The organism is Fictibacillus phosphorivorans, assembly GCF_001619875.1.
Classification (GTDB): domain Bacteria; phylum Bacillota; class Bacilli; order Bacillales; family Fictibacillaceae; genus Fictibacillus; species Fictibacillus phosphorivorans_B.
On sequence record NZ_LRFC01000023.1, the window covers coordinates 425,102 to 437,870 of the forward strand.

At 40.2% G+C, this 12,769-nt stretch carries 11 protein-coding genes and 2 riboswitches; all 11 genes read right to left on the reverse strand.

All coding sequences use genetic code 11. The features are described from left to right. Positions 1-124 precede the first annotated feature (124 nt). Positions 125-3,577 carry a methionine synthase gene (metH, locus tag AWM68_RS11565; RefSeq protein WP_066241564.1) on the reverse strand — a complete coding sequence of 1,151 codons (3,453 nt, stop codon included), beginning with the start codon at positions 3,575-3,577 and terminating at the stop codon, positions 125-127. Beyond that, positions 3,570-5,420 carry a bifunctional homocysteine S-methyltransferase/methylenetetrahydrofolate reductase gene (locus AWM68_RS11570; RefSeq protein WP_066241567.1) on the reverse strand — a complete coding sequence of 617 codons (1,851 nt, stop codon included), beginning with the start codon at positions 5,418-5,420 and terminating at the stop codon, positions 3,570-3,572. Before AWM68_RS11570 ends, metH begins: the two co-directional genes overlap by 8 nt. 66 nt (positions 5,421-5,486) lie before the next feature. Continuing rightward, a riboswitch (SAM riboswitch) is annotated at positions 5,487-5,600 on the reverse strand. Next, positions 5,601-6,236, reverse strand: a complete 636-nt coding sequence (locus AWM68_RS11575; protein ID WP_066241570.1) for an NAD(P)-binding protein — start codon at positions 6,234-6,236, stop codon at positions 5,601-5,603. A gap of 15 nt (positions 6,237-6,251) precedes the next feature. Then, positions 6,252-7,004: a sirohydrochlorin chelatase gene (locus tag AWM68_RS11580; protein ID WP_066241572.1), complete on the reverse strand. Its 753-nt coding sequence runs from the start codon at positions 7,002-7,004 to the stop codon at positions 6,252-6,254. Then, a complete protein-coding gene (cobA, locus tag AWM68_RS11585) occupies positions 7,005-7,790 on the reverse strand; it encodes a uroporphyrinogen-III C-methyltransferase (protein ID WP_066241575.1) in 786 nt (261 codons plus the stop codon). A gap of 12 nt (positions 7,791-7,802) precedes the next feature. After that, positions 7,803-8,024, reverse strand: a complete 222-nt coding sequence (locus AWM68_RS11590; RefSeq protein ID WP_066241577.1) for a DUF3906 family protein — start codon at positions 8,022-8,024, stop codon at positions 7,803-7,805. A gap of 15 nt (positions 8,025-8,039) precedes the next feature. Beyond that, on the reverse strand, positions 8,040-9,668 hold the full coding sequence (locus AWM68_RS11595) for a nitrite/sulfite reductase (RefSeq protein WP_066241580.1): 1,629 nt from the start codon (positions 9,666-9,668) through the stop codon (positions 8,040-8,042). A gap of 25 nt (positions 9,669-9,693) precedes the next feature. Beyond that, positions 9,694-10,293 carry an adenylyl-sulfate kinase gene (gene cysC / locus AWM68_RS11600; protein WP_066241586.1) on the reverse strand — a complete coding sequence of 200 codons (600 nt, stop codon included), beginning with the start codon at positions 10,291-10,293 and terminating at the stop codon, positions 9,694-9,696. Next, a complete protein-coding gene (gene sat / locus AWM68_RS11605; RefSeq protein WP_066241588.1) occupies positions 10,259-11,455 on the reverse strand; it encodes a sulfate adenylyltransferase in 1,197 nt (398 codons plus the stop codon). Before sat ends, cysC begins: the two co-directional genes overlap by 35 nt. Before the next feature lie 27 nt (positions 11,456-11,482). Then, positions 11,483-12,196, reverse strand: a complete 714-nt coding sequence (locus tag AWM68_RS11610) for a phosphoadenylyl-sulfate reductase (RefSeq protein WP_066241591.1) — start codon at positions 12,194-12,196, stop codon at positions 11,483-11,485. 96 nt (positions 12,197-12,292) lie between these two features. Beyond that, the gene (locus tag AWM68_RS21060; RefSeq protein WP_394603912.1) at positions 12,293-12,397 is read right to left on the reverse strand and encodes a DUF2292 domain-containing protein; all 105 of its coding nucleotides are present in this window, start codon (positions 12,395-12,397) and stop codon (positions 12,293-12,295) included. 127 nt (positions 12,398-12,524) lie between these two features. Beyond that, a riboswitch (SAM riboswitch) is annotated at positions 12,525-12,629 on the reverse strand. Positions 12,630-12,769 lie beyond the last annotated feature (140 nt).

Below are 12,769 nucleotides of genomic sequence, written 5' to 3' on the forward strand. Positions count from 1 at the left end.
TTTCACTCTTTTCATCATCATAATGGAAAACAGAATAAATTCACACTAAATTATCTTAATTATATGAAAACTCACATATTCCTCAATAGATTAAAAGAAAGCACCCGATTAAAAGGTGCCTTTATCAGCTTAAAACATTAAAATACCTTGCTTCAGGATGAGCAAACACAATGGCTGAAACAGAGGCTTCAGGCTCCATCATGCAGCCGTCTGTTAATTGAATGCCGATATCTTCAGGCTGAATCAGTTTGAATAGTTTTTGTTGATCTTCAAGTTCAGGACAAGCGGGATATCCAAAGGAGAACCGCTGCCCCTGATAACGTGCAGAGAACCGTTCTCTCATCGTAAAATCTACTGAATCTGGAAAACCCCAGCGATCTCGCATCTGCTGGTGAACCAGTTCTGCAAAACCTTCAGCTGTTTCTAAAGCTAAGGCTTGAAGTGCGTGGCTTTCTAAAAAACGCCCTTCCTGTTTAAGTTCTGCAGCCAGCTCTCGAATTCCGGTTCCAGCGGTAACAGAAAAGAACCCAACGTAATCCATTTCCCCGCTGTCTTTCGATTTCAAGTAGTCCGCTATACAAAGATAAGGTTCTTTGTTTTGTCTCGGAAATTCAAAAGTCTCGATAACTCTTTGATGATCGATAGGGTCATAGATCAGTACTGAATCTCCATCACTTTGCGCTGGAAAGAATTGATACATCGCTGAAGGAGTAATTAAATTCTTTTCCTTCGCCTCAACTAACAATGCATCTACAACAGATTTAATCTGAAGGGTTTTCTCATCTCTTTCTGCAAGCAATCGTGATATTTTCCCTTTAACACCCAAATGATGTCCTAAAAGCATCTGTAAATTGATATATGGCTGGATGTGGGACATTGAGTAATTTCTTAAAATGTGCCTTTTTGTATCGATCGGAACGAAAACAGGAGCGGTCTGAGAAACTTTTGACCGAATCCTTACAGCCGTTGCAACAGAGGAAGTATCTTCATAACTTCCTGCATCATGCACGACCCTTTTTTTCCTTTCCTTAAATTCAACAGCCAGTTTATCGTAATCTTCCGGAGTTTGAATTTGGTTTGCGATTGAAAGTCCTTCCATTGCATCCTTCGCGTAGAGGACCATACCTTCGTATTCTTTCGATATCTTTGTATCTGTAAACTTTCTTGATAATGCTGCGCCTCCAACGAGTATAGGTGTTGTTATATTTGCTTCACGCATGTCATTTGCGGTCAATACCATTTGCTGAGCGGATTTAACAAGCAAACCAGAGAGTCCGACAATGTTAGGTTTTTCTTTTCTGATCGCTTCAATTAATGTTTGTGATGTTACTTTAATGCCTAAATCGACTACCTTAAAGCCATTGTTGCTTAAAATGATGTCCACTAAGTTTTTGCCGATATCATGAACGTCCCCTTTAACAGTAGCTAAGAGAACTTTTCCTTTGGATGCAGACTCATCATTTGTTTCCATGTGGGGTTCTAGGAAAGCTACAGATGCTTTCATGACCTCTGCACTTTGAAGGACTTCTGCCACGATTAACTGATTTTCGTTAAACAGGCGTCCTACTTCTTTCATTCCATCCATTAACGGACCATTAATGATACTTAACGGTGTAGCGTACTGTTTTAAAGCCAATTCTAAATCAGGAAGCAGTCCTTCTTTAGTACCTTCTAAAATGTAATATTGAAGCCGCTCCTCCAAAGTCATATCTGGCAGCTTTGACTTGATTTCTTTCTTCTTTCCTCTATAAAAATCAGTAAAAACAGATAAAGCTTCTTCTGTTGTTCGGAATAAAAGGTTTTCTGCCATCAAAATCTCGCTCGGGTCGATTGAAGCAAAGCGCTCAAGTTTTTCTGTATTTACGATGGCGTAATCAAGTCCCGCTTGTGTGCAATGATATAGGTATACAGCATTTAACACCTCACGCCCTACAGGAGGCAAGCCGAACGATACGTTGCTGACCCCTAGGATGGTTAAGCACTCTGGGAAATGTTCTTTAATGAAGCGTATGCCTTCAACAGTGGCGTTCGCTGATCCGATATATTGCTCATCACCAGTTCCAACAGGAAAAACAAGTGGATCGAATATGATATCTGAAGGGGAAACATGGTATTTATTCACTAAAAGGTCATACGATCTCTTAGCGATTTCCAGTTTTCGCTCTGCAGATACTCCCATGCCTATTTCATCAATCGTTCCTACAACAACTGCCGCTCCATATCTATGAAGAAGCGGGATCACCTTTTCAAATCGTTCTTCACCATCTTCTAAATTAATAGAATTAATGATGGCTTTTCCTTGTGAATATTTTAAAGCGAGTTCTAATACGTCTTCATCCGTCGAGTCGATAACAAAAGGAATTTTCACTTTCTTAACCGCTTCTTTCATGAACTCTTCCATATCAGTTAACTCATCTCTGTCAGGGTCAGCCAAACAAACATCGAGTACATGTGCACCCCCTTTTACTTGAGCTCTTGCAATTTCGGCAGCTTCTTCAAACTTTCCTTCAGCAATGAGGCGCTTAAATTTTCGTGATCCGATTACATTGGTTCTTTCTCCTACCATAATCGGCCTTAACGTTGGATCATCATAGATAAAAGGTTCGATTCCTGATACCATATGTGTTTCGCTTACTTGAAACTGTCTTGGAGAATAGTTTTTCATTATTTTAGCAAGTGCTTCAATGTGTGCAGGTGTCGTTCCACAACAGCCGCCAACGATATTCAGCCAACCTTTTTCTGCGAATCCGGAAAGTTTAGCTGCAAGGGATTCTGGCGTTTCATGATAGTTACCTTCTTCATCAGGAAGTCCTGCGTTCGGATAACAGCTTACTGCTGTTGTAGACAAATCGGATAAGGAACGAATGTGATCTTGCATAAATTCAGGACCTGTTGCACAGTTTAACCCCACTGCTATCGGGTTCATATGCTTAAGCGAAATATAAAAAGCTTCTATTGATTGACCAGCAAGCGTAGTGCCCATCGGCTCGATCGTTCCAGAGACCATAAGCGGAATTCTTTTCCCCGTTTGTTCGATCGCTTGTTCTATCCCTAAAAAGCCTGCTTTTACATTGAGCATATCTTGGCTTGTTTCTAAGAGAAGCAGATCTGAACCTCCATCAATCAATCCTCGTGCTTGTTCGGCATAAGATTCGCGTAAAGCATCGAATGTTGTACCACCTGTAACACTAAGCGTCTTTGTCGTTGGCCCGAGTGAGCCTGCAACGAAACGGGGAAACTGTTCGGTTGAAAAAGTATCAGCGGCTTTTCTTGCAATCTCTGCTCCAAGTTTATTAATCTCATAAGCTCTAGACCCAAGTCCATATTCATCCAGCACAAGATTTGTACCGCCAAATGTATTGGTTTCAATAATGTCTGCACCTGATTCAAGGTATTTATGGTGGATGGATCGGATAACATCCGGTCTTGTTACATTTAGGTACTCATTACAACCGTCATATTCTTCACCGCCAAAATCCTCTGATGTAAGTTTTGCTTCTTGAAGCATCGTTCCCATCGCACCATCCATGATTAAGATTTTAGACTTCAGTTCCTTTTCTATTGATGACTTAGGCATTCTGTGACCTCCTGGCTAAAAGTGATGGATGGTTTGCTTTTGCATAGTGTGCTAATTCAACGGTAAGTTCGTAACGCATAAAGGGTGTGATCAAGTAGATGCCGTTAAAGAGTTCCATGGCTGTGTCTAATAAAGACTTGGCAATCGATAAGCCTTCCTTGCACGCCTGTTTCGGATCCTCTTTATACTTGCCCATGCGGTCACGCACAGAATCAGACAGTTTGATTCCAGGTACTTCATGGTGAAGAAACTCTGCGTTTCGAGAAGAAGTTAACGGCATGATTCCAATATAGATCGGTTTATCAATGTGCCTGGTTGCCTCGTATGTTTCAATAAGCTTTTGCTCAGAAAATACAGGCTGGCTGATAAAGTAGTCTGCTCCATAAGCGATCTTTTTCTCTAAACGCTCAACGGCCTTATCAATGGATCGGATGTTGGGATTAAATGCCGCTCCTACTGTAAAGGATGTTTTTTCTCCAAGCTCTTTACCTGAGAGTGATAACCCTTCATTAAATTGTTTGATGAGCTTAATAAGTTCGAATGATGTAACATCATAAACTGATGACGCACCCGGGAAATCTCCTACACTCGCGGGATCTCCGGTAACAGCCAGTAGTTCATGAATTCCATGCGTGTGAAGTCCCATTAAGTGAGACTGAAGGCCGATTAAATTTCGATCACGGCACGTAATATGTACGAGCGGACGAAGGTTAAGCTGGGATTGAACAATCGAACCTAAAGCGGAGTTACAAACACGTGGTGAAGCAAGGGAATTATCGGCAAGAGTAAGCGCATCAATTCCCGCTTCTTTTAGTGCCTTTGCTCCTTCCATAAAACGTGATGTATCTAACTTACGAGGTGGATCTAATTCAACAATAATGGATTGCTTCGTCTTTACTTCTTCACTTAATGGTACATATTTCGGTTTTGGTGCGGACTGAATAACAACCTTTCGCTTTCTTTGCTTCACTTCTTTTTCTGTAACAGGCTCTAAATGTTTAAGCTCATCTGAGAACGCGCGAATATGAGCAGGCGTTGTACCACAACATCCGCCTAATAGACGTACACCTTGCTGTCTGAACAAGTGGGCACATTCTTTAAAATAATCCGCATCCCCTTCATACTTAAAACGCCCATCTGTATAAGAAGGGAGCGATGCATTAGGAAACGCTGAAAGATAAGCCCGATTGGGTATTGCTACTTCTTCAAGTGTCATCAACATGTGATAAGGACCAAGACGGCAGTTTAATCCCACGACATCAGCACCTAAACTCTCAAGCGATTTCAAAGCATCTGAAATTGGCGTCCGGTCCTGCATAAAGCCGACTTCCTGCAGTGACACTTGAGCAATGATCGGAAGAGACGTTTCTTTTCTAGCAATCTCTAAAACCGTCTCTAATTCTTGCAGGTCATAATACGTTTCTAATTGAATGCCGTCTACGTTCTCCATCAACAAACAATACAGCTGCTCCCGAAAACTCCGCTTAATTTCATCTAGTGAAATGCTGTTTGGTTTAATACCGCGTATTCCGCCGATCGTACCTACAACATATTCACTTTGAGCAGCTTTTCTAGCAATTTGAACTGCGGCTTTATTGATCTCTTTTACGTAATCTTGAAGTCCGTAACGCTCGAGTTTTGAATAATTCGCTGCATACGTATTAGTTTGAATAATGTCAGCACCTGCATCTAAATAAGCGCGATGGATGTTATAGATCTGCTCTTCTTGAGAAAGGTTTAACTCTTCATAACAAAAGTCTGATCCATACGAATACAGAAGCGTTCCCATCGCGCCATCGCCGATTAATATCTTGTTTTGTTCTAAGTCTGTGATTAAACTCATGTTAGCCTCCTATATAAAAATAAAAAGCCTTCTATAAAAGAAGACTTTTTCTTATGCGCCGGGGTCTTCTTATCTTTACGAATCCAAAAATGAACTCGCAGGAATTAGCACCTTTTCAGCATGTAGCTGTAGGTTGCTGAGGTTTCATAGGGCCGCTCCCTCAACCTCTCTTGATAAGGTCTATTCAATTGTTTTTATACGATCTGTTTGACCAACTTGATTGATCAATGCTTGTTTAAAGACATTTTGTTTTTCTTTATCATATAAAAAGCGGGAATCTGTTAGGTTACTTAATAATGTTCTTCGGCACTTTTCCGGAAATTCCTTTTTTATAATGGCTCTGCATTCAAATAAAAAATCTAAATACGTTTCATAGTCTTCACTGTATGTTTGCTGCAGCTCCTTTTTTATTATTTTGGATAAACTCGGACTCGCTCCACCAGTTGAAACAGAGAGAACGAGTCTTCCTCTCCTTATAACACTAGGTAGAATAAAGTTACCTGATTCATATTGATCAGCCACATTTACAAGTTGCTTAGGTTTCGCGTGCGAAGCAATCCAAGCATTAGTTTCTTTAGAGTTGGTTGCCGCAATGATTAGAAAGGCTTCTTTTAAATCTTCACGTTTCACTTCTCTTTCGATCCAAGTCAGCTTTTGTTCTGCGTGCCATTCCTGAATCTCGTTAACAGCTGCTGGACTGATTACAGTAAGTATTGCTTCTTCGTTCAATAAATCTTTAATTTTTCGATAAGCGACCAAACCCCCGCCTGCTACAATAACCCGTTTACCAGACAAGTTTACATGTATGGGATACATAACAACCCTCACTTCTTATGAAAAAGCATATCTCTTAGTTTCAAGTGTTTCATTGATACGTGTGAGTAAAACTTCTTTTAAGATAGGATGGTAGCCGAGCGTTTCACAAAGAGTTACGCTAGTTTCAGATAGTTGCTGATAGCGGTTTATGGTGAGCTTCATTCCATTTATGAGTAGACCTGAAAAAAGAAGATACGGCACAATGATGATTTGGTCGTGTAAATAACGATTACTCCATAATGCTTCCTCAACGCTTGGTTCTGAGCCTGTTAAAAAACAAGCTTGAATACTAGGGATACCGTAATGCTTTTGAACGTTAGACGCGATTTTCTCTAAGTCCCGCTTTACATCTTGATCAGAACTGCCTCTGCCAACTAAAAGAATATGTGTATTTTTCTTTAGATTGACCGCACTGTTCATGATTTTCTCCCACAATAAGTGCGGAATGGCTTCATGTACACCAAACGGACGCCCGTATATCACTTCTATTCCTGGATATTGATTCTTCAAGTGGTGAAGTTTCTTTGGGATATCCGTTTTTATGTGGTTAGCACTCAATAAGAAAACAGGAATAACAGAGATACTCGTTGCACCTTTTTGTATACACGCTTCAAATCCTTTAGTGATAGAAGGTTCGGCAAGCTCTAAAAAACAAATCTCTTTTATCGAAACATCAACTTGTGACATACAAAGCTTCACAAATTCTTCCGCTTCTATTCGTCCTTTTTTCAGTCTTGTGCCATGACAGATAAAAAGCAATGCCTTCATTTATAACGCCCCGCTTATGGCTGCAAGCTTACTCGGCTCTTCATGCAGCTGTTCAAACCATTTCAGTTCACTGCGAAGACGAACGACTTCACCAACAATGATCATACTCGGATTCTCGATTTGTTCGCTAACCACTATTTCTTCAATGGTATCTAAAGTACCGGTTACCGTTCTTTGATTTTCTAATGAACCCCACTGAACGAGAGCAACAGGTGTTTCCTTACTTTTCCCATGCTTCGTCAACTGGCCGCAAATATAAGGTAAATTGCCTACACCCATATAGATCGCTAACGTATCAATACCGTTAGCAAGACTCTCCCACTTCAGCTCTTCTTCCTCACCTTTTTTTCGATGACCTGTTACGATTGCAAAGCTTGAAGCGATGTTTCGATGGGTGACAGGTATACCTGCATAAGCAGGAGCTGCAATTCCTGACGTAATGCCAGGAATCACCTCGAACGGAATACGGCTTTTAGCAAGGATTTCTGCTTCTTCTCCGCCTCTTCCAAACACGAAAGGATCACCGCCTTTAAGTCTTGTTACAACTTTTCCTTTCATAGCATGTTTGACTAAGAAGCTATTGATCGTTTCTTGCTTCATAAAATGGTAGTTTGGCAGCTTACCGCAATAGATTAAGTCACATTCCGGTGTTGCATAAGACAGCAGTTCTTTATTCACTAAGCGATCGTATAAAATAACGTCTGCTTCCTCTATGCAACGAAGACCTTTTACAGTTATTAATCCTGGATCACCAGGGCCAGCTCCGACAAGATATACCTTTCCCATCATCATCACTCCTTAAGTATTTAATAGTGTTTCTTGCTCAAAAAGCACAAATCCGTTTCCATTCCGAATTCTTTTCTTTTCATAAAGTGAAATCTCATCTACTTCAGGCTGCTTTAAAAAATATTTTTCAAGCTCAACATCAACTAAGCCAAAAGCCTGTTCATCTGATAAAGCGGCTATGACAACGGGAATGACCGTTGATTTTGAGACGACTTCAAATCGATAGAGATACATGGCGCGGCCCCCTGTTTACGATACTTTTTCTTCTAATTCTTCTGCAATCTGATCAAGATTACTTTGAAGTTCCTCTATTCCAACACGGTGTATATATTCAAAGAAGGTTTCTGATGGAAGCTTTGTATCTTTAAAAGTTTTCAGGAAGCGCACCAGCACTTCATCCAGCAAATCGGCATGAAACTTACCTTTTAGCTTTTCGTTAAACTTTCCGCCATCATCAAGTGTGCCTCCTACATAAATTTCAAAAGCTTGAACCATCATTTTTTCTTTTGTCTTTAACAAGACGCCTTGAAGGCCGATATCTGCGATTTGGCGCTGACCACATGAGTTAGGACAGCCAACCATATGAATTCTTACGGGAACATCTAAGGCAATTTGCTGATCAAGGGTTTCTGCAATTCTACGCATTCTTTCTTTTGTTTCAACGAGTGCTAAGTTGCAATATTCAATCCCTGTACATGAAACAGAGTGACCAATGAAAGATAGAGGCTGGGTTGTGATGCGTTTGAAGATGCCTTCTTGTAAAAGCAACTCGACGTTTTCCTGTTTGACGTTAGGAATGATTAAGTTTTGAGAATTAACCGTTCGAATTTCACCGTTTCCGTATTTCTTTGCAATCTCAGCAATCTCGAGTACTTCATCAGCATCGAGGCGGCCAACAGGAACGTTAAACCCAATGTATCTTAATCCCTCTTGCTTCTGTGGATGTACACCATAAAAGTAGCCGCCGTTCCATTTTTTAAGCGCATCTTTTCCTTTAGCGTGAAGTGGCCCAGTGTATTCCAATAATTTTTCTTTGAATTTTTCCGGTCCCCAATCTGCCATCAAGAATTTTAGACGTGCTAGGTGGCGCTTTTCCCTATATCCGTAATCACGGAAGATGGTTGTAATCGCAATTGAAACCTCTTTTACCTGATGTGGTTCAACAAACACATCAAGCGGCTGTGCTAAGAATGGTCTAGAAGATAGTCCGCCGCCAATCTTTATATGAAATCCAGGAATTTCTTTGTTATCGATCTCTTTAAGAGCAGGAGTGAATGCAACACAGTTAATTTCAGCATGTGCACTATTGTTCACATTTGAGCTAATAGACATTTTGTATTTTCTCGGTAAGTTAGAGAAATCTTCATTATGCTGAAAGAACTCATATACTTCTTTTACGATCTCTGTTGTATCAAATAGTTCGTAGGGATCGATGCCTGCAATCGGATTTCCCATAATGTTTCGCGTAATGTCTCCGCATGCTCCAGCACTTGATAACCCTACTGCTTCCAAACGATTAAAAATGTCAGGAATCTGGTCGATTGTCAGCCAATGAAACTGAATAGCCTGACGAGTCGTTATATCAAAAACGGACCTGCCATAATCTTTGCAAATATGAGCAAGAGTTTTTACCTGTTCATAGTTTAAAATGCCTGACGGAACATTAACTCTCATCATAAAGTATCCGTCTTCTTTAGGACGCTGCAGGTAAAGTCCAGCCCATTTGAAACTATCCCATTCTTCTTTTGGGATCGAGTCGAATCCGTTTTGTGCGTAAAGAGGAATATCTTCAAAAATTTTCAAACCATCTTTTACGAGCTTTTTTTGTTCTGTTTTATTGATCTTTGGATTGTCTGCCCACGCTTTTTCATATGCCATATCTTTAGGTCTCCTTTATCGTTAGTTAAATCAGATTCCTGTTTTTCAAGTATTGTAAGATGATCTCCACACTCTCTGTAACGCTTTGTACGTTTGTATGAATGGTAAGAGCAGGTGATAAGGGTTCTTCGTATGGTGAATCAATTCCAGTAAAATCAGGAATCTCACCTTTACGTGCTTTGCTGTATAAACCTTTCGGATCTCTTTTTTCACATTCTTCAATTGGACAAGCAACAAAAATTTCAACAAACTCTTCGTCTGATACAATTTCCCTTGCCTTTTCCCGATCTTGTATGAATGGAGAGATAAATGCAGTCAGCACAACTGTTCCATTATCAACAAACAGCTTAGAAACTTCAGAGATTCTGCGAATGTTTTCTGTTCTGTCTTCGTAAGAAAACGATAGATCACGGTTTAATCCATTCCGTACGTTGTCACCATCAAGTACATAGTTTCGAATGTTTCGATCGTATAGTTCTTTTGCGACCGCATTTGCAATCGTCGACTTGCCAGAACCAGATAGACCGGTAAACCAAAGTACAAAACTGGAATGGTTATTCTGTTTTTGTCTGTCTTCTTTTGTAATCGAGCTATCGTGCCAGATTATATGGTGTGGTTTGATCATTTGAATCTCCTTTTTGTTGGTCTTCTTCATGTTTTCTAAGTCCTTTGATTAAGACTTCAACTACTTCTTTACGACTAAATGTACTTGGAGGCAACTCACCATTGCGAAGCAGCTCTCTAACTTTTGTTCCAGATAAAATGACATGATCTTCACTTGAATGTGGACACGTTTTTGAAGAAGCCATCGCTTCACATTTTTTACAGAAAAAGCTGTGTTCAAAGAATAGTGTCGTAATGCCGATCTCGTCAGATGTAAACTGAGAAAAGATTTCTTGTGCTTCATATGTCCCATAATAGTTACCAACGCCTGCATGATCACGGCCGACAATAAAATGGGTACAGCCGTAATTTTTTCTAACCAAAGCGTGAAAAATCGCTTCACGCGGACCTGCATAGCGCATAGCGGCTGGAAACACAGCTAGGAAGACACGGTCACTTGGATAATAGTTCTGTAAAAGGATATGGTAGCTTTCCATTCGAACATCAGCTGGTATATCATCTGATTTCGTTTCACCGACTAGCGGATTTAAGAAAAGGCCATCCACTGTTTCAAGTGCTGTTTTTTGAATATATTCATGTGCACGGTGAACAGGGTTTCTCGTCTGAAAACCTACTACTGTTTTCCATCCGAAATCTTTAAACGTTTTTCTCGTTTCACTAGGATCGAGATGATAGGATTTGAACTCCTTTTTCAGAGGACGTTTAACGAGCGTAATGTCTCCGCCAATATACACTGAAGGGCGATCCAGCAACTTCTTAACACCTGGATGATCGATATCAGTAGTTCTATAGACTTTCTCTGCTTCTATTTGCTTAATTGGAGTGTAAATATCACCAACCTGCAGGACTCCATACGTATCACCTTCGTACGTTAACCGAACTTCTTCACCTGCACTGAGCCTTTCAGCTGTTTCACGGTTCACCGGTAATGTGATCGGAAGGCTCCAAACCGTACCATCACTTAGCCTGATGTCATGAACAACAGATTGATAGTCTTCTTGATTTAAGAATCCCGTTAACGGGCTATATGCTCCAATAGCTATTAATTCAAGGTCACTTAGTGAGGTCGCATCAAGGACGATCTCTTTTTGGATGTGTTGATAAGGTTTCTCTGGTTGATAACGGTTGATCAATTTTCCTCCGTGGGGCTGCAATAAACTCATTATGTTTCTCTCCTCCTATTATTCTCTTTACTGACTTTCGCTTTGATGAAGACCGCATTCTAGTTTTCCAGTTCCTGACCATCTTCCAGAACGAAGGTCGATTTCGTTAATTGCTGCTTGTGTGCACGGTTCGCATCCTATACTCGGATAGCCGTTATTGTGAAGTTTGTTGTACGGCAAATTATTCTTGTGTGCGTAACGCCAAATGTCTTTCCAAGTCCAATGAATGAGCGGACATATCTTAATACTTTTAAACCGATGATCCCGGTTAACAAATTGTGTGTTCTGACGGGTGGTTGACTGTTCACGGCGCAGTCCTGAAAGCCATGCTGTTACTCCATTTAACTCCTCTTCAAGAGGAGTTATCTTTCTAATCGCGCAGCATTGATTCGGATCCACTTTCCATAACTCATCACCATGTTTCTTCACTTGTTCTTCAAGAGATAAAGCCGGTGTTTTTAACTTGATTCGAAGTGACGGGTATCTTTTCTTTGCTGCCTCAATGACTTCATACGTTTCTTGAAAATGAAGCTGGGTATCAAGAAAAACAATTTGAGCATCTGGTTGTACTTGATGTACAAGATCAACCAGCACACTCCCTTCAATTCCGAAGCTGCATGCGTAAACCAAGTTATCTTCATACGTTTCAAAAGCCCACTTCAAAACATGCAGTGCACCCTTTGTAGGGTTATCACTGTTAAATTCACGGGTTTTGTTGTCCCATGTTTCGTACGTTAGCAATCTGTTACCTCCTTTTGCCATGAAAAAAAGCGGCTTTAACGTTTTTTAAGGCTAAGCCCTTACGTTAAAACCGCCTCTAGTTTTCTAGTCAGCGAGTTATTTAATTCTTACCTTTTCGTTTTTTTCAAGCTGAATGACTTTGCCATCTTGTACGATCAATGTAATTGATCCAAATTTGATATTGCTCAGCATTTTTTGCAGCTGAGGAAGAAAATCATTTGCACCCTTTTCGTTCGCCACTCCACTGCCTCCCTTTTTTAAATCGAATATCTCTTATAAAAACAAAAAAACCTTCCCATTTCGGAAAGATAGTGGAGGTAAACGTATTACCTTATCTTCCAAAATGTAAAAACATTCTGCTGGAGTTAGCACCTTACGATCGCAGGTTGCCGGGTTTCATCGGGCCAGATCCCTTCACCACTCTTGATAAGAGTTTAATTTTTAAAAATCATATCACATCTGAAGGGGATATCAAGACCTATTTTTTAATTTTTCTATTTTTACAAAAAATTTAAACAAACAGTTGACATTTTGTCTTTTTGGAACATATAGTAATAACTAAATTTCATCCGC

Coding starts and splice junctions, on each gene's coding strand:
- AWM68_RS11590 (WP_066241577.1), bottom strand. CDS start 8,024: ATGTATCTCTATCGATTTGAAGTCGTCTCAAAATCAACGGTCATTCCC.
- AWM68_RS11595 (WP_066241580.1), bottom strand. CDS start 9,668: ATGGCATATGAAAAAGCGTGGGCAGACAATCCAAAGATCAATAAAACA.
- AWM68_RS11570 (WP_066241567.1), bottom strand. CDS start 5,420: ATGAGTTTAATCACAGACTTAGAACAAAACAAGATATTAATCGGCGAT.
- cobA (WP_066241575.1), bottom strand. CDS start 7,790: ATGGGAAAGGTATATCTTGTCGGAGCTGGCCCTGGTGATCCAGGATTA.
- sat (WP_066241588.1), bottom strand. CDS start 11,455: ATGAGTTTATTGCAGCCCCACGGAGGAAAATTGATCAACCGTTATCAA.
- metH (WP_066241564.1), bottom strand. CDS start 3,577: ATGCCTAAGTCATCAATAGAAAAGGAACTGAAGTCTAAAATCTTAATC.
- AWM68_RS11580 (WP_066241572.1), bottom strand. CDS start 7,004: ATGAAGGCATTGCTTTTTATCTGTCATGGCACAAGACTGAAAAAAGGA.
- AWM68_RS11575 (WP_066241570.1), bottom strand. CDS start 6,236: ATGTATCCCATACATGTAAACTTGTCTGGTAAACGGGTTATTGTAGCA.
- cysC (WP_066241586.1), bottom strand. CDS start 10,293: ATGATCAAACCACACCATATAATCTGGCACGATAGCTCGATTACAAAA.